At 70.4% G+C, this 21,587-nt stretch carries 20 protein-coding genes and 1 tRNA gene; 10 read left to right on the forward strand and 11 right to left on the reverse strand.

The window, feature by feature from the left end:
- Positions 1-19: 19 nt before the first annotated feature.
- Complete coding sequence (locus KXR53_RS09230) at positions 20-1,432, reverse strand: FAD-binding oxidoreductase (protein WP_437374826.1); 1,413 nt, start codon at positions 1,430-1,432, stop codon at positions 20-22.
- A gap of 10 nt (positions 1,433-1,442) precedes the next feature.
- Positions 1,443-2,411, reverse strand: coding sequence for an L-threonylcarbamoyladenylate synthase (locus tag KXR53_RS09235; protein ID WP_437374827.1), 969 nt, complete (start codon positions 2,409-2,411; stop codon positions 1,443-1,445).
- 129 nt (positions 2,412-2,540) lie between these two features.
- Between KXR53_RS09235 and parA the strand changes: the two genes are divergently transcribed.
- From parA to KXR53_RS09260, 5 genes are all read left to right on the forward strand, one after another.
- Positions 2,541-3,155: a ParA family partition ATPase gene (gene parA / locus KXR53_RS09240; RefSeq protein ID WP_437374828.1), complete on the forward strand. Its 615-nt coding sequence runs from the start codon at positions 2,541-2,543 to the stop codon at positions 3,153-3,155.
- 63 nt (positions 3,156-3,218) lie between these two features.
- Positions 3,219-3,992 carry a histidinol-phosphatase gene (hisN, locus tag KXR53_RS09245; RefSeq protein WP_437374829.1) on the forward strand — a complete coding sequence of 258 codons (774 nt, stop codon included), beginning with the start codon at positions 3,219-3,221 and terminating at the stop codon, positions 3,990-3,992.
- Entirely contained in the window at positions 3,992-4,441 is a 450-nt protein-coding gene (locus tag KXR53_RS09250; protein WP_437374830.1) for a nucleoside 2-deoxyribosyltransferase, read from the forward strand. Before hisN ends, KXR53_RS09250 begins: the two co-directional genes overlap by 1 nt.
- Before the next feature lie 267 nt (positions 4,442-4,708).
- Positions 4,709-5,914 (forward strand): NAD-dependent formate dehydrogenase, encoded by a 1,206-nt coding sequence (locus KXR53_RS09255; RefSeq protein WP_437374831.1) that lies wholly within the window; start codon positions 4,709-4,711, stop codon positions 5,912-5,914.
- A gap of 105 nt (positions 5,915-6,019) precedes the next feature.
- The gene (locus KXR53_RS09260) at positions 6,020-7,123 is read left to right on the forward strand and encodes a cis-3-hydroxy-L-proline dehydratase (RefSeq protein WP_437374832.1); all 1,104 of its coding nucleotides are present in this window, start codon (positions 6,020-6,022) and stop codon (positions 7,121-7,123) included.
- 10 nt (positions 7,124-7,133) lie between these two features.
- Here KXR53_RS09260 and KXR53_RS09265 read toward each other — a convergent pair whose 3' ends face one another.
- Together KXR53_RS09265 and KXR53_RS09270 are read right to left on the reverse strand one after the other, a co-directional pair.
- Complete coding sequence (locus KXR53_RS09265; protein WP_437374833.1) at positions 7,134-7,286, reverse strand: hypothetical protein; 153 nt, start codon at positions 7,284-7,286, stop codon at positions 7,134-7,136.
- Between the two features lie 255 nt (positions 7,287-7,541).
- Complete coding sequence (locus KXR53_RS09270) at positions 7,542-8,057, reverse strand: SixA phosphatase family protein (protein WP_437374834.1); 516 nt, start codon at positions 8,055-8,057, stop codon at positions 7,542-7,544.
- A gap of 110 nt (positions 8,058-8,167) precedes the next feature.
- Here KXR53_RS09270 and KXR53_RS09275 point away from each other — a divergent pair, with 110 nt between their 5' ends.
- The 4 genes from KXR53_RS09275 to KXR53_RS09290 all read left to right on the forward strand — a co-directional run bounded on the left by KXR53_RS09275 (position 8,168) and on the right by KXR53_RS09290 (position 14,716).
- Complete coding sequence (locus tag KXR53_RS09275) at positions 8,168-9,682, forward strand: helicase HerA-like domain-containing protein (protein WP_437374835.1); 1,515 nt, start codon at positions 8,168-8,170, stop codon at positions 9,680-9,682.
- Between the two features lie 200 nt (positions 9,683-9,882).
- Positions 9,883-10,800 carry a polyphosphate kinase 2 gene (gene ppk2 / locus KXR53_RS09280; RefSeq protein WP_437374836.1) on the forward strand — a complete coding sequence of 306 codons (918 nt, stop codon included), beginning with the start codon at positions 9,883-9,885 and terminating at the stop codon, positions 10,798-10,800.
- A gap of 197 nt (positions 10,801-10,997) precedes the next feature.
- Positions 10,998-13,193: an RNA degradosome polyphosphate kinase gene (locus KXR53_RS09285; RefSeq protein ID WP_437374871.1), complete on the forward strand. Its 2,196-nt coding sequence runs from the start codon at positions 10,998-11,000 to the stop codon at positions 13,191-13,193.
- Positions 13,194-13,207: 14 nt separating this feature from the next.
- Complete coding sequence (locus tag KXR53_RS09290; protein WP_437374837.1) at positions 13,208-14,716, forward strand: Ppx/GppA phosphatase family protein; 1,509 nt, start codon at positions 13,208-13,210, stop codon at positions 14,714-14,716.
- 10 nt (positions 14,717-14,726) lie between these two features.
- Here KXR53_RS09290 and KXR53_RS09295 read toward each other — a convergent pair whose 3' ends face one another.
- From KXR53_RS09295 to KXR53_RS09305, 3 genes are read right to left on the reverse strand one after another with little or no spacing between them, the layout of a single operon-like run.
- The gene (locus KXR53_RS09295; RefSeq protein WP_437374838.1) at positions 14,727-15,551 is read right to left on the reverse strand and encodes a carbon-nitrogen hydrolase family protein; all 825 of its coding nucleotides are present in this window, start codon (positions 15,549-15,551) and stop codon (positions 14,727-14,729) included.
- A complete protein-coding gene (locus KXR53_RS09300) occupies positions 15,548-17,095 on the reverse strand; it encodes an ABC transporter substrate-binding protein (protein ID WP_437374839.1) in 1,548 nt (515 codons plus the stop codon). The genes KXR53_RS09295 and KXR53_RS09300 overlap by 4 nt, the downstream gene beginning before the upstream one ends.
- Positions 17,096-17,117: 22 nt before the next feature.
- Complete coding sequence (locus KXR53_RS09305; RefSeq protein ID WP_437374840.1) at positions 17,118-18,002, reverse strand: hypothetical protein; 885 nt, start codon at positions 18,000-18,002, stop codon at positions 17,118-17,120.
- A gap of 119 nt (positions 18,003-18,121) precedes the next feature.
- Between KXR53_RS09305 and KXR53_RS09310 the strand changes: the two genes are divergently transcribed.
- On the forward strand, positions 18,122-18,745 hold the full coding sequence (locus tag KXR53_RS09310; protein WP_437374841.1) for a GntR family transcriptional regulator: 624 nt from the start codon (positions 18,122-18,124) through the stop codon (positions 18,743-18,745).
- 111 nt (positions 18,746-18,856) lie between these two features.
- On the opposite strand, the gene KXR53_RS09315 is transcribed toward KXR53_RS09310, so the two are convergent.
- The 4 genes from KXR53_RS09315 to KXR53_RS09330 all read right to left on the reverse strand — a co-directional run bounded on the left by KXR53_RS09315 (position 18,857) and on the right by KXR53_RS09330 (position 21,478).
- Positions 18,857-20,020, reverse strand: a complete 1,164-nt coding sequence (locus KXR53_RS09315; protein WP_437374842.1) for a hypothetical protein — start codon at positions 20,018-20,020, stop codon at positions 18,857-18,859.
- Between the two features lie 9 nt (positions 20,021-20,029).
- Entirely contained in the window at positions 20,030-20,551 is a 522-nt protein-coding gene (locus KXR53_RS09320; RefSeq protein WP_437374843.1) for a hypothetical protein, read from the reverse strand.
- A gap of 250 nt (positions 20,552-20,801) precedes the next feature.
- Positions 20,802-20,877, reverse strand: a tRNA-Ala gene (locus KXR53_RS09325).
- A 130-nt stretch (positions 20,878-21,007) separates the two neighbouring features.
- Positions 21,008-21,478 carry a TIGR02300 family protein gene (locus KXR53_RS09330; protein WP_437374844.1) on the reverse strand — a complete coding sequence of 157 codons (471 nt, stop codon included), beginning with the start codon at positions 21,476-21,478 and terminating at the stop codon, positions 21,008-21,010.
- Positions 21,479-21,587 lie beyond the last annotated feature (109 nt).

The raw sequence follows: 21,587 nt of genomic DNA on the forward strand, positions 1-21,587 counted from the left end.
ATGGCAGCCCAGAACTCGCCTAGGGCAGGATCACCTTGCCCGGATTCATGATCCCGGCCGGGTCGATCGCCCGCTTGATCCGGCGCATCAGGTCGATCTCGACCGGCGATTTCCTCTCGGCGATCTCGTCGCGCTTCAACAGGCCGACGCCGTGCTCGGCGCTGATCGACCCGCCCATGGCGGCGACGATGTCGTGCACCCGATGGGCGATCTCCTCCCAACGGGCGGTGAAGGCGTCGGCGTCCGCGCCTTCCGGCTGGTTCAGGTTGAAATGGATGTTGCCGTCGCCGAGATGGCCGAACGGCACCACCCGCACGCCCGGAATCGCTGCCTCGACCGCCGCCGTGGCCCGCTCCAGGAACTCCGGCACGCGGGCCACCGGCACGGCGATGTCGTGCTTGATCGACCCGCCCTCGAAGCGCTGGCCCTCGACGATCGCCTCGCGCAGATGCCAGAAGACCTTGCGCTGCGCCTCGCTCGACGCGATCGCCGCATCGGCCACCAGCCCGGCCTCGAAGCCGCCGGCCAGGATCGCCTCCAGCTGCTCCGCCAGCGGCGCGTCGGCGGCGGGGGATGACAGCTCCAGCAGCACATACCAGGGGTGGCGCTCGGCCAGCGGGTCGACGGCGCCGGCGACGTGGCGCAGGGCGAAGTCGACGGCCAGACGCGGCATCAGCTCGACCCCGGTGACCGACCCGCCGGCCTCGGCCCGGGCGCGGCCGAACAAGGCGACGGCGGCGGCCGGGTCCGGCACCGCCGCCAGTGCCGCGGCGACGCTGCGCGGCCGCGGAAACAGCTTCAGCACCGCGGCGGTGATCACGCCCAGCGTGCCCTCGGCGCCGATGAACAGCTGCTTCAGGTCGTAGCCGGTGTTGTCCTTGCGCAGGGCGCGCAAGCCGTCCCAGACCCGGCCGTCGGGCAGCACCACCTCGAGGCCCAGCACCAGGTCGCGCATGTTGCCGTAGCGCAGCACCGCGGTGCCACCGGCATTGGTCGACAGGTTGCCGCCGATCCGGCAGCTGCCCTCGGCGCCCAGGCTCAGGGGGAACAGCCGGTCCACCGCCTCCGCCGCCGCCTGCGCCTGGGTCAGGATCACCCCGGCCTCGACCGTGATGTGGTCGCCCTCGGCGTCGACCTCGCGGATCCGCGTCAGCCGGTCGGTCGACAGCAGGACCTGGCCGGCCTCGGCGACGGCGCCACCGACCAGGCCGGTGTTGCCGCCCTGCGGCACGATGCCGATGCCGCGCTCGGCGCACAGCTTCACCACCGCGGCCACCTCGGCGGTCGACGCCGGCCGCGCCACGATGCCGGCCGTGCCCCGGTACTTGCCCCGCCACTCCCGCAGATAACGCTCCAGATCCGCCGCCTCGTGCAGCACGCCCTGCGGACCGGTGACGGCGATCAGGGCGTCCAGCAGCGCGGCGTCGGTCATGGTTCGCTCCCTAGGGTCTTGGCGCCGCGGCGCGGCGCAGCCGGTCGTTGATCGCGGCGCCCAGGCCGGTCTCCGGGATCGGCGCCACGGCGATGGTGCCGGCACCGGTCTTGTCCAGCGCCCGCAGCATCGCGAAGAGGTTCGCCGCCGCCTCGGCCAGGTTGCCCTTCTCGCTGAGGTTCATCACCTTCGGCCCGCTGCGCAGGTCGGGGCCGAAGGTCAGCAGCACCTCGTCCGGGCTGATGGCGCCGGCATTCAGCCGCACCTGCGCCCGCGGCGCGTAGTGGCTGGCCAGCTGGCCGGGCGAGGCCGGCCGGTCCGGGTCCCGTTCGGGCACGGCGACCGGGCCCAGCAGCGCCGTCAGCTCCTCAACCGTGACGCCGCCGGGGCGCAGCAGCACCGGCCGCTCTCCGGTCAGGTCCAGCACCGTCGATTCCAGGCCGACGGCGCAGCGCCCGCCGGCTACCACCAGCGACACCCGGCCCGACAGCCCCTCCAGCACATGCTGCGGCGTGGTCGGGCTGACCGCGCCGGAGACATTGGCGCTGGGCGCCGCCACCGGCCGGCCGACTGCGGCCAGAAGGCGCCGCGCCGACGGATGCGCCGGCACCCGGATCGCCAGGGTGTCGAGCCCGGCCGAGGCCAGCAGCGACACCGGGCAGCCCTCGCGCCGCGGCAGCACCAAGGTCAGCGGTCCCGGCCACAGCGTCTCGGCGACGCGCCGGGCGCGCTCGTCGAACAGCACCAGATCCTCGGCCTGCTCGGCCTCGGCCAGGTGGCAGATCAGCGGGTTGAAGCTGGGGCGCCGCTTGGCCTCGAAGATCGCGGCCACGGCGCGGTCATTGGTGGCGTCGCCGCCCAGGCCGTAGACCGTCTCGGTCGGGAAGGCAACCAGCTTGCCCTCGCGCAGCAACGTTGCGGCACGGGCGATGCCGGCCGGGCCATCGTCGACGATCTCGGTCTTGAGGGAACTGTCCATGCCCGCTCTATAGCCCGATCCGACGCCGCGGCGCCATGCACTGGCCGGGCAGCGGCCATCCCGGCACGGGAGATCTCATGTTGCGCTGCAGCAAAAGCCGCGCGACAATCCCGCAAAACGGAGGGGCGCATGGCCGGCCGGACCATCACCGTGGCGCAGCAGAAGGGCGGGGCGGGGAAGACCACGCTGGTGGCGCATCTCGCCGCCGCCTTCGTCCGCTCCGGCCTCACGGTCGCCACCATCGACATCGACCCGCAGGGCAGCCTGAGCCGCTGGGTCGAGGCGCGCGGCGACGATCCCGGCTTCACCCATCTGCGCATCACCGGCTGGCGGGTGCCGGCGGAGGTCGACCGGGCGCGGGCGAAGCACGACCTGGTGCTGATCGATAGCCCGCCGCACGCGGCCTCGGACGCCCGCATCGCGGTGCGGGCGGCGCAGCTCGTCCTGGTCCCGATCCAGCCCAGCCCGATGGACCTCTGGGCGACGCAGCCGACCCTGGACCTGGCGGCGGAGGAGAAGGTGCCGGCCCGGATCGTGCTGAACCGGGTGCCGTCCCGTTCCAGGGTCGCGGATGCGCTGGAGGCCGAGATCGGACGGCTTGGCATCCCGGTGCTGCCGGCGCGGATCGGCAACCGCACCGGCTTCGCCGCGGCGATGCTGGCCGGCCGCACCCTGATCGAAACCGCGCCAGCCACCAAGGGGGCGGAGGAGATCGCGGCCCTGGCCGCGGCGCTGCGCGCGTAGGCTTGCCCGCCGTCGCGTTTCCGGCGAGGCTGCGGCCCTCGCCCGAAGCCCCGAGTCCGTGCCATGACCGCCGATCCCTTTGTCGCCTTCGCCGAAAGCCTCGCCGATGCCGCCCGCCCGGCCGCACTGCGCTGGTTCCGCACCGGCCTCGCGGTCGAGGACAAGGCCGACGCCTCGCCGGTGACGCTGGCCGACCGCTCGGTCGAGCGGCAGATGCGGCAGATGATCGCCGACCGCTACCCCGAGCACGGCATCCTCGGCGAGGAGCATGGCCGCGAGGGTACGGACCGCGACCTGGTCTGGGTGCTGGACCCGATCGACGGAACCCGCGCCTTCATCGCCGGCATCCCCTTGTTCGGCACGCTGATCGCCCTGACCCGGGGCGGACGGCCGCTGGTCGGGGTGATTGAGATGCCGGCGCTGGGCGAGCGCTTCGTCGGCCATGCCGGCCATCCGACCCTGGCCAATGGCAAGCCCTGCCATACCCGCGACTGCGGCGGGCTGAAGAACGCCATCCTCTCCACCACCGCGCCGGAGATGTTCACGGGCGTCTCCGCCGCGGTGTTCGAGCGGCTGGCCGGGGCGGTGAGGTATCGCCGCTACGGCTGCGACTGTTATGCCTATGCCCTGATCGCACTCGGCTGCATCGACGTGGTGATCGAGCGCGGCCTGCAGCCCTACGACTTCATGGCCCTGGTGCCGGTGATCGAAGGCGCGGGCGGCGTGATCACCGACTGGCAGGGCCGGCCGCTCGGGATCGACTCCTCGGGCGAGGTCCTGGCCGCCGCCACTCCGGCGCTGCACCGGGCGGCGCTGGAACGGATCGGGGCCGGCTGATGCCGCGCCTCTACTTTGCGGGGCCGCTGTTCTCGGCCGCCGAGCTCGCCTTCAACGCGGCGCTGACGGAGAAGATCGAGGCGCTCGGCTTCACCGTCTTCCTGCCGCAGCGCGACGGGGTCGAGAGCAGCCGCGAGCCCTGGGCGGCCATGTCGCCGGAGCAGCGGCGCCGCGCCATCTTCGAGCTCGACCGCGACCAGGTCTTCGCCTGCGACGTGTTGCTGTTCGTGCTCGACGGGCGGGTGCCGGACGAGGGCGCGGCGCTGGAGCTGGGCATGGCCTATGCCCATCGTCAGCTGGCGAAGCCCGGGCGCCGGCTGGTCGGGCTGCACACCGATTCCCGCGCCGCCTTCCTCGGCGCCCGGCTGAATCCGATGCTGGCAGTGCCGCTCGATATCGTGTTCGACGACGAGGCGGCGCTCTTGGCCTATCTCGCCGGCATCCGCTGACCGGCGCGGCCGCTGGACGGCTTCGCCCGCCGCTCGCCTTGGCGGTCCCGACTGATAGACAACGTCGATCATTCGATCGGAAGTATCGATTTGAGTATAGCGCTTCGCCGGTCGCATCGTGACCGCGTGTCACGGTCCGATCCGGACCGGGCCCCTTAGACCCTGTGCGAGACCAGGCGGGCTCAGCCCGCCACGATCGCGTCGGACCGGCATGGCGAACCTGCCATGGCGGCGGATCGGGCCAGCTCTTCTCCCAGGGAGACTGGAATGGCCAAGATCGTTTGCGTTCTCTACGACGACCCGGTAACGGGCTATCCGACCTCCTACGCCCGCGACGACCTGCCGAAGCTCGAGCGCTACCCCGGCGGCCAGACCCTGCCGACACCGAAGGCGATCGACTTCGTCCCCGGCACGCTGCTGGGCAGCGTCTCGGGCGAGCTCGGCCTCCGCCGCTGGCTTGAATCCCTCGGCCACACCCTGGTGGTCACCTCGGACAAGGACGGCGCCGATTCCCGGCTGGACCGGGAGCTGCCGGACGCCGACATCGTGATCTCCCAGCCCTTCTGGCCGGCCTATCTGACTGCGGAGCGCATCGCCAAGGCGCCCAAGCTGAAGCTGGCCCTGACCGCCGGCATCGGCTCCGATCATGTCGACCTGCAGGCGGCGATCGACCGCGGCCTCACCGTGGCCGAGGTCACCTACTGCAACTCGATCAGCGTGGCCGAGCACGTGGTGATGGTGATCCTCGGCCTGGTGCGCAACTACATCCCCTCCTACCAGTGGGTGGTGAAGGGCGGCTGGAACATCGCCGACTGCGCCGCCCGGTCCTACGACGTCGAAGGCATGCATGTCGGCACGGTGGCCGCCGGCCGCATCGGCCTCGCCGTGCTGCGCCGCCTGAAGCCCTTCGACGTGCATCTGCACTACACCGAACGGCACCGCCTGCCGGAGGCGGTGGAGAAGGAGCTGAACCTGACCTGGCATCCGACGGCGGAGGACATGGTCAGGGTCTGCGACGTGGTCACCATCAACGCGCCGCTGCACCCCGAGACCGAGAACCTGTTCAACGCCGCGCTGATCGCCAAGATGAAGCGCGGCGCCTATCTCGTGAACACCGCGCGCGGCAAGATCTGCGACCGCGACGCCGTCGCCGCGGCGTTGGAGAGCGGTCAGCTCGCCGGCTATGCCGGCGACGTCTGGTTCCCGCAGCCGCCCCCGATCGACCATCCCTGGCGGACCATGCCGCATCACGGCATGACGCCGCATATCTCCGGCACCTCGCTCTCGGCCCAGGCGCGCTACGCCGCCGGTGTGCGCGAGATCCTGGAATGCTGGTTCGAGGGCCGGCCGATCCGCGAGGAGTACCTGATCGTCGACGGCGGCAAGCTGGCCGGCGCCGGTGCCCATTCCTATAGCGCCGGCAACGTCACCGGCGGCTCGGGCGAGGCCGCCCGGTTCAAGAAGTCCGTCTGAGCCCGTGCGGCCGGCCGGTGCAGTCCGCATCGGCCGGTCCCCGTCGGTTTGACAGCCCCGGGCGGGGCGCGCGAAGGTGCCGCGCCACCGCCGCGGGAGGGCTCCATGCGCATCATCCGGATCGCCGTCTATCAGGTCGACCTGCCGCTGCACGAGGGCAGCTACAAATGGTCGGGCGGCAACGCCGTCACCGTGTTCGACAGCACCCTGGTGCGCATCGACACCGATGCCGGGCTGACCGGCTGGGGCGAGGTCTGCCCGCTCGGCCCCGCCTATCTGCCGGCCTATGCCGCAGGCGCCCGCACCGGGCTGCGCGAGCTGGCGCCGGGGCTGATCGGGCTCGACCCGCGCCGGCTCGGCGTGCTCGACCGCCATCTCGACCGGGCGATGCGCGGCCACCCCTACGTCAAATCGGCGGTCGACGTGGCCTGCTGGGACATCCTCGGCAAGGCCGCCGGCCTGCCGGTCTGCGAGCTGCTGGGCGGCCGATACGGCGACGATTTCGCCCTCTATCGCGCGATCAGCCAGGAGAGCCCGGAGGCGATGGCGGCGCGGGTGGCGGAGTACCGCGCCCACGGCTACACCAAGTTCCAGCTCAAGGTCGGCGGCGATGCGGACACCGACATCGCCCGCATCCGCGCCGTCTCGGCGAAGCTGCAGCCGGGCGATGTGCTGATCGCCGACGCCAACACCGGCTGGCTGATGCACCAGGCGGCGCGGGTGGTCGACGCCGTGCGCGACATCGACGTCTATATCGAGCAGCCCTGCCGCAGTTACGAGGAGTGCCTGGCGATCCGCCGCCGCACCGCCCGGCCCTTCGTGCTGGACGAGGTGATCGACGGCCTTCCGGCGGTGCTGCGCGGCGCCGCCGACGGTGCCATGGACGTGATCAACCTGAAGATCTCCAAGGTCGGCGGGCTGACCAAGGCGCGCCAGATCCGCGACCTCTGCGCCGCCCTCGGCATCGCCATGACCATCGAGGACACCTGGGGCGGCGACGTCGCCACCGCGGCGATCGCTCATCTCGCCCATTCGACGCCGCCGGAGCTGCTGTTCTCGGCGACCGACTTCAACTCCTACGTCACCGTCTCGACCGCGCCCGACGCGCCGCGCCGCAGGCACGGCCGGATGGCCGCGGGCACCGCGCCGGGCCTGGGCGTGACCCCGGACCCGGCGGTGATCGGCGACCCGGTCTTCGTGGTCGGGTAGGCGGCCTCGGTCACCAGTAATGGTAGTACGGGTGATACACCACGGCCGGGCGGGCGTAGTAGACCGGGTGGGGATAGGTGGGATAGACGACGCAGCCGGCCAGCGCCGAGGCGGCGATCAGGGCCGCCCCGGTCTTGAGCAGGCGAGCTGAGAGACGCGACATGGCGAACATCCTCTGCTGACGGCCCGCGCCCGATCGGGCCCGGCGCCAATTCCACGCTGCAGAGATTTCGTCCTGTCGCCAGTATCTGTCATCTTACGATAAGTTCATTCGAAGGACAGTCCCCAGGGGAACCAGTGTTTCTCCTGCAGAGGTCGCTCGGGATGAATAATTTGAAAGACGGGAACGGTTTGGGTCTTCGATTGTTTTGGCGATCTCTGCGAATGGTTGCTGCCGATCCGAAGAAAATTGAAGCATTCAACCCTTGACCGTCTTCGGCGTCTCGAGCGCCAGCAGCCGCCCGCCGTCGCCGGCCTCGGCCCAGCGTTCGACCGGCAGTTCGATCACCGCCAGCGCGGCGGTCGGGTATTTCTCCTCCAGTCGGGCCAGCGGCTTCTTCTCGCCCGAAATCGCCAGCCGGCGGGCCAGCTGCTCCAGATCGGGGTTGTGGCCGACCACCATCACCGTCGCGGCGGTGTCGGGGGCTTGGCGCAGCCGGGCCAGCACCCCGGGGCCGCCGACCAGGTAAAGGCCGCGGTCGAAGCGGGTCTCGGGCGTGGCGCCCAGAGCCTCCAGGGCCAGCGCCAGCGTCTGCCGGGCGCGGGCGGCGGTGGAGCACAGGATCAGATCCGGCATCGGGCCATGGGCCTTCAGCCAGGCGCCCATCCGGGGCGCGGCGTCGCGGCCGCGCGGCGCCAGCGGCCGGTCGTGGTCGGCCAGGGTCGGGTCGGACCAGTCGGACTTGGCGTGCCGCAGCAGGATCAGGGTCTTCATCGCGCCTCCTCGCCGCCCCACCCTGCGCGACCTCTGGCGCCGCGTCCAGACGCGAGGCACCATGCGCATGATGCGCCCGTTATGCCGGGCCGCGGGCCGAGGAGACAGGAATGACGGACGGACTCTACTTCGCCAAGGGCCAGCGCGAGCACCGGCTGCTGCTCGGCCTCGGCAACCGCCACGGGCTGATCGCCGGCGCCACCGGCACCGGCAAGACGGTGTCCCTGAAGGTCCTGGCCGAAGGCTTCAGCCGGGCCGGGGTGCCGGTCTTCGTCGCCGATGTGAAGGGCGACATCGCCGGCATCAGCCAGCCGGGCGAGGCCAATCCGAAGATCGAGGAGCGCGCCAAGACCCTCGGCCTCAGCGAGCTGCAGTACCAGGGCTTCCCGACCGTGTTCTGGGACCTCTACGGCAAGCAGGGCACGCCGGTCCGCGCCACGGTGGCGGAGATGGGGCCGCTGCTGCTGTCACGGCTCTTGCAGCTCAACGACACGCAGGAGGGCGTGCTCAACATCGCCTTCAAGGCGGCGGACCAGGAAGGGCTGCTGCTGCTCGACCTCAAGGACCTGCAGGCGCTGCTCGCCTTCATGGCCGAGAACGCGTCGAAGTTCACCGGCGTCTACGGCAATGTCTCCAAGGCCTCGGTCGGCAGCATCCAGCGCCAGCTGCTGGTCCTGGAGCAGCAGGGGGCGGAGGCCTTCTTCGGCGAGCCGGCGCTCGACCTGCTCGACCTCGCCCGCACCGCCCCGGACGGGCGCGGCGTGATCAATGTGCTGGCGGCGGAGACGCTGATCCAGGCGCCCCGGCTCTACGCCACCTTCCTGCTCTGGCTGCTGTCCGAGCTGTTCGAGCGTCTGCCTGAGGTCGGCGACCCGGAGAAGCCGAAGCTGGTGTTCTTCTTCGACGAGGCGCATCTGCTGTTCGACGACGCGCCCCGGGCGCTGGTCGAGAAGGTCGAGCAGGTGGTGCGGCTGATCCGCTCCAAGGGCGTCGGCGTCTATTTCGTCACCCAGAATCCGATCGATGTGCCGGACAAGGTGCTGGCCCAGCTCGGCAACCGGGCGCAGCATGCGCTGCGCGCCTTCACCCCGCGCGACCAGAAGGCGCTGAAGGCCAGCGCCGACACCTTCCGCACCGAAGGCGGGCTCGACGTCGCCCGCGCGCTGCAGGAGCTGGCCGTGGGCGAGGCCCTGGTCTCGTTCCTCGACCCCAAGGGCATCCCGGAGGTGGTGGAGCGGGCGCTGGTCTGCCCGCCGCTCTCCCGTCTCGGCCCGATCAGCGACGCTGAGCGCAAGGCGGCGATCGCCGCCGGCGGGATGGACGCGAAATACACCACCCCGGTCGACCGCGACTCCGCTTATGAGAAGCTGAGCGCCAAGGCGGCCGAGGCGCAGCAGGAGGCGACGGCCGCCGCCGAGGCCAAGACCGAGGCGAAGGAGGGGCCCAGCATGGCGGAGGCGATCTTCCGCGACGTGCTGCGCAGCGCCGGCAGCTCGGTCGGCACCCAGCTCGGCCGCAGCCTGGGGCGCAGCGTCGGCGGCCGGTCTGCCGGCACGCTCGGCAGCACCATCGGCCGCGCCGTGGTGCGCGGCATCCTGGGGTCGATCTTCGGCGGAAGGCGGTAAGCAGGGCCTACCCCGGGTCAGGCCCCCGCCGTCATTGCGAGGAGGCGAAGCCGACGAAGCAGTCCAGGAGCCGCTGCGGACCGTTCTGGATTGCTTCGACCTCGGCGAGGCATTGGACATAGGCCTGCCCGGCCAGCGGCCGCTGTCACCAAACTGCATAAGCTTCCGGGTACATGGGTGGGGCAGCAGGAGACAGGCACATGACTGAGCTGAAGGACACCGAGACCCGCAGCTGGCTCGAGATCGAGCTCGAAGACGACATGGACGAGGAGCTCGAGCAGGCGGTCGACGACGCCCGCGTTCCGCCCGAGCTGCGCGCCCTGCTCGAGAGCCGGAAGAAGAATACCCTCGACCGCCACACCTATTTCAACGAGCTGCTGCGCCTGCAGAGCGAGCTCGTGAAGCTGCAGGATTGGGTGCACTACAACGGCCTCAAGATGGTGGTCCTGTTCGAGGGCCGCGACAGCGCCGGCAAGGGCGGCGCCATCAAGCGCATCACCCAGCGCGTCAATCCGCGCACCTGCCGGGTGGTGGCGCTGCCCGCCCCCTCCGACCGCGAGAAGACCCAGTGGTACTTCCAGCGCTACGTGCCGCACCTGCCGGCTGCCGGCGAGATCGTGCTGTTCGACCGCAGCTGGTACAACCGCGCCGGCGTCGAGCGCGTCATGGGCTTCGCCAGCGAAAGCCAGGTGGAGGACTTCTTCCGCGACGTGCCGGAGTTCGAGCGCATGCTGGTGCGCTCCGGCATCATCCTCGTGAAATACTGGTTCTCCATCACCGACGAGGAGCAGCAGCTGCGCTTCCTCATGCGCATCCACGACCCGATCAAGCAGTGGAAGCTCTCGCCCATGGACCTGCAGTCCCGCGTGCGCTGGGAGCAGTACACCAAGGCCAAGGAGGACATGTTCGAGCGCACCAGCATTCCCGAGGCGCCCTGGCACATCGTGGAGGGCAACGACAAGAAGCGGGCGCGCCTGAACTGCATCTCGCACCTGCTCTCGAAGGTGCCTTACGCGGACGTGCCGCACGAGGAGATCAAGCTGCCGGAACGCGTGTTCGACCCGAACTACGAGCGCCGCACGCTGCCGGCCGAACTCTACGTGCCCCAGCGCTACTGAGGGACAAGAGCCGGGCGGCAACCCCGCGCCCCCGGGGACCCCCCGCGGATCTGTCCGGCGCAGGGCGACGACTTGATCGCCTCGTCATGGCGCTTCCGGTTCGGGCTTGTGTATAGTGGCGCTGAAATCGAACCCTGTAAGGGTTTGATATTGCAGTTTTGTTACGATCAATGAAGGTTCGGAGACAGCCCGTGACCATGTTGCAGAGCACCGCCGAGGCCGCCCCCGCCGAAGCGGCGGAGGCTGTCCGCGCTCCCGCCCTGCCAGCGATTCCCGCGGATTCGCCCGACCGCTTCATCAACCGCGAGCTGTCCTGGCTGGCATTCAATCAGCGGGTGCTGGAAGAGGCCTACAACACCCGCTACCCGCTGCTGGAGCGGCTGCGCTTCCTGTCGATCTCGGCCTCCAACCTCGATGAGTTCTACATGGTCCGCGTTGCCGGGCTGAAGGCGCAGGTGGCGCTCGGCGTCGTCTCGCCGAGCCAGGACGGACTCAGCCCGGCACAGCAGCTGGGCGAGATCACCGCCCGGGTGCAGGAGCTGATGCGCGACCAGCAGCATTGCTGGCGTGCCCTGAGCGAGGAGCTGCGTGCCGCCGGTATCGCCGTGGTCGGGCCGGACGAGCTGACCAAGTCCGAGAGGGCCTGGCTCGAGGACCGGTTCCTGAGCGAGATGTTCCCGGTGCTGACGCCGCTGGCCATCGACCCGGCACATCCCTTCCCCTTCATCCCCAATCTCGGACTCTGCCTGGCCCTGACCCTGGTCAACACCGGGGAGGAGACGCAGGACGAGATGGACGCGATCGTGCCGCTGCCGCCGCAGCTCGACCGCTTCATCCGCCTGCCCGGGGCATCGCCGATCCGCTTCGTGCTGCTCGAGGAGGCGGTCAAGCTGTTCCTCGACCGCCTCTTCCCCGGTTACACGCTGCAGGCCAGCGGCGTGTTCCGGGTGATCCGCGACAGCGAGATGGAGATCGACGAAGAGGCGGAGGACCTGGTCAAGACCTTCGAGAGCGCGCTGAAGCGCCGGCGCAAGGGCGTCGTCATCCGCCTCGCCGTCTCCGCCGACGTGCCGGAATCGCTGCGCCGCTTCGTCTGCGAGAAGCTGAAGGTGAAGGAGGACGACGTCTTCGCCATGGACCGGCTGCTCGGCCTCAGCGACACAAGGAAGCTGATCGTCGACGAGCGGCCGGAGCTGCTGTTCTCGCCCTACAACGCCCGGTTCCCGGAGCGGGTGCGGGATTTCGGCGGCGACAGCTTCGCCTCGATCCGGGCCAAGGACATCGTCGTCCACCACCCCTATGAGAGCTTCGACATCGTCGTGCAGTTCCTGCGCCAGGCGGCACGCGACCCCGATGTCGTGGCGATCAAGCAGACCCTGTACCGCACCTCGAAGGACTCCCCGATCGTCCAGGCCCTGGTCGAGGCGGCGGAGGCCGGCAAGTCGGTCACCGCGATGGTCGAGCTGAAGGCCCGCTTCGACGAGGAGGCCAACATCCGCTGGGCCCGCGACCTGGAGCGGGCGGGCGCCCAGGTGGTCTACGGTATCATCCACCTGAAGACCCATGCCAAGGTCTCGATGGTGGTGCGGCGGGAGCAGGGTGGCCTGCGCACCTACACCCATTTCGGCACCGGCAACTACCACCCGATCACCGCCAAGATCTACACCGACCTCAGCTTCTTCACCTGCGATCCGGTGCTCGGCCGCGACGCGGCGGCGGTCTTCAACTACATGACCGGCTACGCCAAGCCGGCGAAGCTGGAGAAGCTGTCGATCGCTCCCTTGTTCCTGCGCAGCCGGATCATGGAGCTGATCGAGGCCGAGATCGACAACGCCAAGGCCGGCAAGCCGGCCCAGATCTGGGTCAAGCTGAACGCGCTGGTCGACGCCGCCATCATCGACAAGCTCTACGAGGCCTCCCAGGTCGGGGTGGAGATCGACCTGGTGATCCGAGGCATCTGCTGCCTGCGGCCCGGCGTGCCCGGCCTGTCGGAGAACATCCGGGTGCATTCGATCGTCGGCCGGTTCCTCGAGCACGCCCGCATCCTGTGCTTCGCCAACGGCCAGAAGCTGCCATCGCGCCAGGCCAAGGTCTTCCTGTCCTCGGCCGACTGGATGCCGCGCAACCTCGACGGCCGGATCGAGAGCCTGGTTCCGCTCGAGAACGCCACCGTCCGCCAGCAGGTGATGGAGCAGATCATGCTGGCGAATCTGAGGGACGAATCGAACACCTGGATGCTCGGTCCCGATAGCCGCTATCATCGGATCGACGCGCCGGATGACGCCTTCAGCGCGCACATGTATTTCATGACCAACCCCAGCCTGTCCGGCCGGGGCAGCGCGCTGCGGGATGCGAAACGGGCCCCGCGCCGCCTGGTCAAGGCCGCGGAATGAGGATCTGAGAGCAGGTGTTCCGTATCGGACCGATCGTGCCGTCCCGGCCGGGGCGGGTGGGTGTCATCGACATCGGCTCGAACTCGATCCGCCTCGTCGTCTATGACCGGGTCACCCGGTCGCCGATCCCGGTCTTCAACGAAAAGGTCATGTGCGGCCTCGGCCGCGGCCTGGGCCAGGCCGGCCGCCTGTCGCCGGAAGGCGTGGTCCAGGCGCTGGACAACCTCGCCCGCTTCACCCGGCTGCTGGAGGGCATGGGGGTCGACCGCGTCGACGTGCTGGCCACGGCGGCGGTGCGCGAGGCCGAGGACGGCGCCGATTTCGTCGCCGAGGTCGAGCGCCGCTGCGGCCTGCCGGTCACCGTCATCAGCGGGGTGGAGGAGGCGCGGCTGTCGGCCCTCGGCGTCGTCTCCGGCATCCGCGATGTCGATGGCGTGATGGGCGATCTCGGCGGCGGCTCGCTCGAGCTGGTCGGGCTCGACCGGGGCGAGATCCGCGAGCAGGTGACGCTGCCGCTGGGGCCGTTCCGACTGATGGACGAGACCGGCGCGCGCAAGGAGGCGCGCAGCGTGGTGCTGGACACGCTGGGCCAGCAGGACTGGTTGCCGCTCTATGCTGGCCGCAGCTTCTACCCGGTCGGCGGCGCCTGGCGCGCCATCGCCAAGCTGTTCATGGAGCGCGAGAACCACCCGCTGCACATCATCCACCAGTATACGGTGCCGACCGGGGCGCTGACCGACTTCGTCGGCCTGGTGGCGAAGCAGAGCAAGGGGGCACTGTCCGGCGCCTCGATCTCCCGCCGCCGGATCGAGATGCTGCCGATGGCGGCGCTGGTGCTGGAAGGCGTGCTGAAGACGCTGAAGCCGGCGCGGGTGGTGTTCTCGGCCCTCGGCCTGCGCGAGGGTCACCTCTACGATCTGCTGCCGCCGGAGGATCAGGCGCGCGACCCGCTGATCTTCGCCGCCGCCGAGCTCGCACACCGCCTCGACCGCTTCGGCCATGCCGAGGTGGTGGCGGAATGGACCCGGTCGGTGTTCCCGGACGAGACCGCCGACGATGCGCGACTGCGCCAAGCGGCGAGTCTCCTGTCCGACATCGGCTGGTTCGAGCATCCCGACTACCGCGCCGAGCACGCTTGGCTTCGGGTGCTGCGCATGCCGGTCGCCGGGCTCGACCATGCCGAGCGGGCGTTCCTGGCCGCCGCGGTCTATGTCCGCTACGGCGGCACCTTGGGCGACGCGCTGACCGGACCGGTGCTGGAGCTGCTGGATGAGCCGATGCGCGGCCGTGCGCTCTTGCTCGGCCAGGCCCTGCGCCTGGCCCACACCCTGACCGGCGGCGCCACCTCGCTGCTCGAGCGCACCAGCCTCTCGGTCTCTGGCGAGTCGGTGGTGCTGTCGCTGCCGGCGGACGAGGAGGCGCTGACCGGCCTCGCCGTCGACCGCCGGCTCGACGCCGTGGCCAAGGCCCTGGGCAAGCCCGGCCGCGTCGTGATCGAGGAATCGCGGCGGGCGGCGGGGTAGGGGCGGCCGGTCAGACCTCCACCACCTCGAACGCTCGGTCGTGCTGCAGCGTCGGCAGGGCCGCGCGGGCGGCGCGGACCCGGTCGAGGTCGAGATCGGCGGTGACCAGCCCGACCTCGGTCCCGGCATCGGCCAGCACCTCGCCCCAGGGCGACACGATCAAGGAATGGCCCCAGGTGCGGCGGCCAAGGTGATGGATGCCGGTCTGGGCCGGGGCCAGGACGAAGCAGCCGGTCTCGATCGCCCGGGCCCGCAGCAGCACCTCCCAATGCGCCGCGCCGGTGGCGCAGGCGAAGGCGGCGGGCACCGCCAGGATCTCCGCCCCCGCCCTGGCCAGGGCGCGATGCAGCTGCGGGAACCGCAGGTCGTAGCAGATGGTCGGGCCCAGCGTGCCGCCGCCCGGCAGCGCCGCCACCACGCCGGTGCCGCCGGGCGCGAACTGCGCGCTCTCTCGATGCACCTCGCCGTCCGGCAGGTCGGCGTCGTAGAGATGGATCTTGTCGTAGCGCGCCAGGATCGCGCCGTCGGGGCCGAGCAGGTAGGACCGGTTGGCGAAGCGCGGCCCATCAGTGCGCACGACGGCGGAGCCGACCAGCAGCGTCACGCCGGTCTCCCGCGCCAGGTCGCGATAGCCGGCCAGGGCCTCGTGCCGCTCCTCCGGCTGCGCCCGCTCCCGCAGCAGCGCCGGGTCCTCGATGATCGCATCCGCCACCTCCGGCAGCGCGATCAGCGTCGCCCCGCGGGCGGCGGCGTCGCGGATCAGGGCGCCGGCAGCGGCGAGGTTGGGGCCGACATCCGGGCCGACACTCAGCTGGATGCAGGCGGCGCGGGTCATCGCTTCACCCAGACATTCCAGTAGCGCGGCGCGTCGGCCGGCCAGACCTTGAAGCCGCCGATCCGCTGAGCCACCGCGTAGTCGGAGGCGTGCAGATACAGGCTGGCGGCCGGCGCCTCCTCGGTGAACAGCCGGCCGATCTGGTCCAGGATCGACTGCATCTGCGCCCGGTCGGTGGTCGCGTTGGCCTGGGCCAGCAGGTCGATGGCGCGCGGATCCTTCCAGATCTTGCGCGGCTGCGGCCCGATGATCCGCTCCCACTGGCCGAGGGGGTCGAGCCGCGGCGAGTAGGAGAAGGACTGCATCTGGAACTTGCCGGTCTGGTAGGCGTCGAGCTGGGCGGTCCATTCCAGCACCTCCAGCTCGACATTCATTCCGATGCTGCGCAGCATGTCCTGCATCAGCACGCCGCAGTCATACATCTCGGCGTATCGCTTGTTCGCGGTCATCACGATGCGCTGGCCCTTGTAGCCGGCCTCGGCCAAGAGAGCCTTGGCGCGCTCCGGGTCATAGGGCAGGGCTTCGGTCTGGGCCTGGGAATAATAGGGGCTGAATTCGGGCACCGGCGTCGCCGCGAAGGTCGAGCCGCCGAAGGTGACGGCCTCGGCGATGGCGGCGCGGTCCAGCGCCATCACGATGGCCTGCCGTACCCGCCTGTCCTGCAGGATCGGGTCCGCGGATTGCAGGATCAGCGCCTCCCAGCCGGGCGTGATGCTGGACTGGACCGCGAGGGCCGGGTTGCTCTGCAGCTGGATCCGGTCCTGCGATTCCAGCGGGGCCGTGTCCAGGGCGCCGGCCTGCAGCGCCGTCAGCTTCGCCGCCGCGTCGGGCATGATGTTGAAGCGGACCTTGTCGACGAACACCTCCTTGCGGCCGACATAGCCGCTCATCGCGTCGTCGCGCGGGGTGTAGCCGTCGAACCGGGTCAGCTCGATATACTGGCCGGGGCGCCACTCCGACAGGATGAAGGGGCCGGTGCCGACCGGCTTGTCCCAGCTGCCGTCCGGCTTCACCGAGGACGGATGCAGCACCGGGGTGCCGCCGCAATCCATCCGCGCCAGGTTGTACAGGAAGCCGGCACTCGGCCGGTCCAGGACGTAGACCACGGTGTCCGGGTCGGGCGCGGTGACGCTCTCGATCTTCAGGCCGCTCTCGCCGGTGTAGACGTCGCGGCAGCGCCATTTGGTGGCCGGGTCCATCAGCCGGTCCCAGGACCATTTCACCTCCGCCGAGGTCATGGTCGCGCCGTTCTGGAACCTGACGCCGCGGCGCAGATGGAAGGTGTAGGTCCTGCCGTCCGGCGACACCTCCCAGCGCTCGGCCAGCATCGGCCCGACCTCCAGGTCCTCGCGGAACCCGACCAGCCCTTCGACGATGTGCTGGTGCACGATGTCGGTGGCGCCGTCGCGGTCGACGCCGGGATTGGTGCTGCGGATATCGGCCGACAGCACGGTGTTGATCGTGCCGCCGCGCTGCGGCGTCTCGGCCGCGGTGGCGGGGAAGGCCGCCAGCGCCGCCGCTCCCAGAAGCATCAGCCGGTTCATTCTGCCCCCTGTCGTGTCGTGATTATGCGCCGAAGGCGGATGCCCGGCCGGGGCCGAGCACCTGGTGGAAGAAGTCCCTGGCGCGCTCCGCCACCGCCGTGAAGTCGTGGGCGGCGCCGGAAATGATGTCGTGCCGAACCGCCAGCCCATGCGCCTGCAGGTTGCGGCGCAGGCTGGTCAGCCGGGCGATCCGGTTGGCCCCGGCCCGGTTGGCGTCCGCCATCCAGTGCCGGCCCCCCGGCTGGTGGGTGATCGAGGCCGTCTCCAGGTCGGCGTCGCCCACCGCCAGATGCACCGGCACCCGGCGCAGGGCGTCCAGGTCGGGGGCGCGGCCGAAGATCCGCTCCATGTCGCGGGTGCCGACCCACCAGTCCCGCTTGGGGTCGATCAGCGTGACCGACCCCGGAGCGCCGATGGACACGGCGCGCAGCCGCTCCGGGTACAGATACAGGAAACGATGGGCGAAATGGGCGCCGCCGGAGAAGCCGAACAGGCAGAAGCGGTCGAAGCCGAGACCGGTGCGCATCTCGGCCTCCGCCACCATGGCCAGCAGCAGCCGGTCGTACCGGATGTCGCCCTCGGCCAGATATTTGTAGCCGTCCTCGTTGCCGTCGCCGAACGGATCGGCCGGGAACAGCGGCGCCAGGACGGCGGCGCCATGCCAGCGGGCGAATTCGGCGAAGGCGTCGCTGGCGGTCTGCACCGCCCGGGTGCTGTCATGCACCGGGACCAGCAGCGGCACCCGTTCCGGGGCATCGCGCAGCCGTGGCGGGATCGTGAGGCTGTAGGAGAAACGCGGATCGGCCCGGCAGGCGAGGAGCGGCGTGGTGCCGGCACGATAGGCCGGGGCAGGCTTTGCCGGAGGGCCCGCCTCGAGATCCGCCTTCGTCACGCCGCCATCGGCCATCCGGCATCCTCCAAAATTGGCGCCAATTTTTTCGTGACGATAAACGTCAAAATCGCAGCCGGCAAGACGGCATGCTAGAAAGACGGCACGCGTGGACGGGAACGAGACACCGAAGGACGATGAAGCGGCAGGGCACGGACCAAGGGCGGGTCGGGACGCTGGTCGAGGCGATCCGGGACGACATCCTCTACGGCGTCTACCGGGCCGGGGAGTGGCTGAAGCAGATCGATCTGCAGGAGCGCTACGAGGCCAACCGCTTCGAGGTGCGGCAGGCGCTGGTCGAGCTGAAGAACCGCAAGCTGGTCGAGCACAAGGTGAACAGCGGCTTCCGCGTCGCGGCGCCCGACCCGCAGGAACTGGTGCATCTGAAGGCGGTGCGGACGATCCTCGAGACCGGCGCGGCGGAGCCGGTGGTCGAACGCGCGACGGCGGCCGACCTGGCCGAGCTCGACGACCTCGCCGCGCGGTTCGAGCAGGCGATCGAGATCGGCGACCCGCCGACCCGGACCGAGCTGAACTACGCCTTCCATCGCCGGCTCTACGACATCGCCGGCAACCCGGTTCTGGCCGGGCTGATCCACGACATGCGCGAGCGCGGCCAGTCCGGCACCACCGGCCGCTGGTTCACCCTGGCAGGCTTGCGCCTCAGCGCGCAGGAGCACCACGCCATGGTCACGGCCATCCGCGCTCGTGACGCGGCGGCGCTGCGCGCGCTGATCGACCGGCACATCAACCGACGGTAAGGGGCCGGCGGGCGAGGTGGCGAGCGATGCCCGTCCGCATGTCCGAGGTCGCCGGCCGCGGCCATGTGCCGCAGGCCGGCCGGATCGAGAGGGCGGCTGCGCGCCGGTCGGTTACGGCGTTGTGCTCGTGCCCTCAGCCGGTGGCGACGACGGGGTCGGCAGGGGCCGCGACGGCTTGGCGCGGGTCAGCAGCAGCTCGTAGTCGCTCTGGGCGGTGGTGGTTTGCGGTGCCGCCGGAGCCGCGGTGATCTCCAGCCGGCCGGGTTGCGGCGCCGCCGGCGATGCGGTGGTTGCCGGCTGGCCGGGTTGCGGCCCGCCGGCCGCCTGGGCCGGGGCCGGCCCGATGGAGGCTGCCGGCGGCGGTTCGCCTTCCAGCGGCCGCGACGGCTTGGCGCGCGCCCGCAGCAGCTCGTAGACCGGGTCGGTCTGGGCGGCGGTCGTCGGCGCCGTGGCTGGGGCAGCCGGCTGCGGCGGCGCCGGTGCCACGGTGGTCTGCGGCTGGCCGGGCTGCGGCGCGCTGGCCGCCGCGGCCGGAGACGGTCCGGGCGGTGCCGCGGCCGGCTCGATCCCCAGCGGCCGTGACGGCTTGGCGCGCGCCAGCAGCGTCTCGTAGAGCGATCCGGTTCCCGGGGCCGCGCCCGGCGGCACGGCCGACGCCGTGACGATCCCCGGCTGGCCCGGCTGCGGCGGACCGCCGGGGCCGACCGCCGGGGCGGAGGGCGTGGCCTGCGCGATCGCCGCCTCGGCCGACAGCGCCGCAGGCGGCGCGGTCGAGCCGCCGCTGATCGTATCGACGACCCCGGACACCGAGGCGATCAGGCCGCCCAGGTCGCGGACGGTCTCGGCCTGCTCCGGCACTCCTCTGGGGACACGGCGGCTGGTCGAGCCGCGCGTCCGGGTCAGGGCCAGTTCGATCTGGTCCTGTGCCTCGCGCAGCGCGGCGTATTGCTCCGGATTGGCGCGACGCCCGCCCTGCTCATCGAGCGTCTGCCTCGCGTCGACGATCTGCTGCTTGAGCTTGGTCAGGCGCTGACGAGCGGTATCGACCGCCAGATCCAGCGTCGACCGCGTCGTCTGGACCTTGCGGGCCAGGAGGCTGGCCGAGGTGGAGGCGTCGGCGACCTCCGTGCTCGCGGGCCCTGCCGGCTGCGGACTGCCTGCGCCTTCGTCCGGCATCTTGGCGAATTCGGGGAAGGGCTTCTGCTGCGGGAGTTCGGAGCAGCCCGTGGCCAGGAGCGCCAGAAGCACCGCCGAGTGTATGGGCTTGGCTGACATGACGTTCCCTCACCAGGTCGGAGGAAATTCGCTGATCACGAGCACCGCCGGCACGGGACGGGACGAGGTGTCGACCGCCGCCACCCAAACGGCGTAGGTGCCGTCCGCGGGCCTCTGGAAGGTGATCGCAGGATTGATGCCCCCAGCATCGGTGTCGTCGGCGCAGACCCATGTTCCCTGCGGCGTATGGACGACGAGGGCGATATCGGAGCCCGCGGCCGCATAGATGCTCAAGGGGCGCTGACCGCCCGAGAATTCGATCTTCGCATCGGCCTGGGTGGGGGTGATATTGCCGATGCAATCCTGGCCGAGCGCGGTGACGGAATAGTGCCCGCCGGCGATGACGCCGATCGGGTAAGGGTCGACCGAGAAGCCACCGTTCAGGGAGACCATCGCATAGGCGGGCCGCGCATCGGGATCGGGCTGGCTGGGCGACGGGACGGTCGCCGCCGTCTGTGCGGCGGCCTGGGTCGACACTGCCAGCCATGCCGCAATGATCGCGCTGCCGGAGGTGGTTCTGCGGTTGGGCATCTATTCCCCCCTGCGGCTGGCCAGTGGAGCAGCTCAGAGAATCGGACGATGCATTGGGAATATTTGGTTTGAATGCCCTCGGTCAATCGCTGTTGGATGATCTTTTCATCCTATTGGATGATCTCCTCATCCAGATGGTCGGTCAATGGACCGGCAGCGCCGCGCGCCGGGGGTGAGATTGTGGCAGGGGGACCGCGGCGTCGCACATGAACGAAAAGAGCCCGACCATGTCTGGCCGGGCTCTTCGATTTGGTGGAGCCAAGGAGGATCGAACTCCTGACCTCTACAATGCCATTGTAGCGCTCTCCCAGCTGAGCTATGGCCCCGAAACTCTGGGCGACGCATCCGGCCGGTCCGGCCTGGGGTGCGTCGGCGGGGGCGGATATTATTCAACCGCCCCGCCTATGCAAGAGGTTTTTTGCAGGAATTTTTCAGTCCCGCGATCAATCTCTGCGATCAGCGGTTCCGCTCGTCATCCTCCTCGATGTCGACGTCGACATCCTCCTCGCCGAGGTCGTCGGTGTCCTCGATCAGGACGTCTTCGTCCTCGCCGATATCCTCCTCGGTGTCGAACTCGTCGGCCGGGGCCTTCTCCTTGCCGGGGACCTCCTCCTCGTCCTCCTCGGCCAGGGCCTCGTCGAGATCGCCCTCGTCGAGCACCTCGACCTCCTCGACCGCCTCCTCTTCCTCGTCGGCGGCCTCCTCGGTCTCGTCCTCGAGCAGGGCGTCGGTGTCGTCATCGACGGCGCGCACCTTCTCGACCGGCTCCTCGACGATCGCGGCGCGCGACCGGCGCGACTTCAGGAAGGCCTCCGGGTCGAACTCGGTGCCGCATTTCGGGCAGATGATCGGGTCGCGCTGCAGATCGTAGTAGCGGGCCCCGCAATTGTGGCAGATGCGCTTGGCGCCCCATTCAGGTTTCGCCACGCCGAGCCTCCTCGGGTCATGTCGGGATAGAGGGCGCCATCTGCCACGCCCGGCGACGCCTGTCAAAAACAAAACGCCGTCCCGGGCTTCGGCCGGCGTTCCACCTCCG

Origin of the sequence: Inquilinus limosus, assembly GCF_051487185.1 — a bacterium.
In the GTDB taxonomy this organism is placed as follows: Bacteria; Pseudomonadota; Alphaproteobacteria; order DSM-16000; family Inquilinaceae; genus Inquilinus; species Inquilinus limosus_F.

Excerpts from the sequence above, each read along its gene's own strand:
- KXR53_RS09310 (WP_437374841.1), top strand. The coding sequence starts at position 18,122 with ATGAAGCGGCAGGGCACGGACCAAGGGCGGGTCGGGACGCTGGTCGAG.
- KXR53_RS09255 (WP_437374831.1), top strand. The coding sequence starts at position 4,709 with ATGGCCAAGATCGTTTGCGTTCTCTACGACGACCCGGTAACGGGCTAT.
- KXR53_RS09250 (WP_437374830.1), top strand. The coding sequence starts at position 3,992 with ATGCCGCGCCTCTACTTTGCGGGGCCGCTGTTCTCGGCCGCCGAGCTC.
- KXR53_RS09315 (WP_437374842.1), bottom strand. The coding sequence starts at position 20,020 with ATGTCAGCCAAGCCCATACACTCGGCGGTGCTTCTGGCGCTCCTGGCC.
- ppk2 (WP_437374836.1), top strand. The coding sequence starts at position 9,883 with ATGACTGAGCTGAAGGACACCGAGACCCGCAGCTGGCTCGAGATCGAG.
- KXR53_RS09260 (WP_437374832.1), top strand. The coding sequence starts at position 6,020 with ATGCGCATCATCCGGATCGCCGTCTATCAGGTCGACCTGCCGCTGCAC.
- KXR53_RS09265 (WP_437374833.1), bottom strand. The coding sequence starts at position 7,286 with ATGTCGCGTCTCTCAGCTCGCCTGCTCAAGACCGGGGCGGCCCTGATC.
- KXR53_RS09235 (WP_437374827.1), bottom strand. The coding sequence starts at position 2,411 with ATGGACAGTTCCCTCAAGACCGAGATCGTCGACGATGGCCCGGCCGGC.
- KXR53_RS09285 (WP_437374871.1), top strand. The coding sequence starts at position 10,998 with ATGTTGCAGAGCACCGCCGAGGCCGCCCCCGCCGAAGCGGCGGAGGCT.
- KXR53_RS09305 (WP_437374840.1), bottom strand. The coding sequence starts at position 18,002 with ATGGCCGATGGCGGCGTGACGAAGGCGGATCTCGAGGCGGGCCCTCCG.
- KXR53_RS09275 (WP_437374835.1), top strand. The coding sequence starts at position 8,168 with ATGACGGACGGACTCTACTTCGCCAAGGGCCAGCGCGAGCACCGGCTG.
- KXR53_RS09320 (WP_437374843.1), bottom strand. The coding sequence starts at position 20,551 with ATGCCCAACCGCAGAACCACCTCCGGCAGCGCGATCATTGCGGCATGG.
- hisN (WP_437374829.1), top strand. The coding sequence starts at position 3,219 with ATGACCGCCGATCCCTTTGTCGCCTTCGCCGAAAGCCTCGCCGATGCC.
- KXR53_RS09295 (WP_437374838.1), bottom strand. The coding sequence starts at position 15,551 with ATGACCCGCGCCGCCTGCATCCAGCTGAGTGTCGGCCCGGATGTCGGC.
- KXR53_RS09230 (WP_437374826.1), bottom strand. The coding sequence starts at position 1,432 with ATGACCGACGCCGCGCTGCTGGACGCCCTGATCGCCGTCACCGGTCCG.
- KXR53_RS09270 (WP_437374834.1), bottom strand. The coding sequence starts at position 8,057 with ATGAAGACCCTGATCCTGCTGCGGCACGCCAAGTCCGACTGGTCCGAC.
- parA (WP_437374828.1), top strand. The coding sequence starts at position 2,541 with ATGGCCGGCCGGACCATCACCGTGGCGCAGCAGAAGGGCGGGGCGGGG.
- KXR53_RS09300 (WP_437374839.1), bottom strand. The coding sequence starts at position 17,095 with ATGAACCGGCTGATGCTTCTGGGAGCGGCGGCGCTGGCGGCCTTCCCC.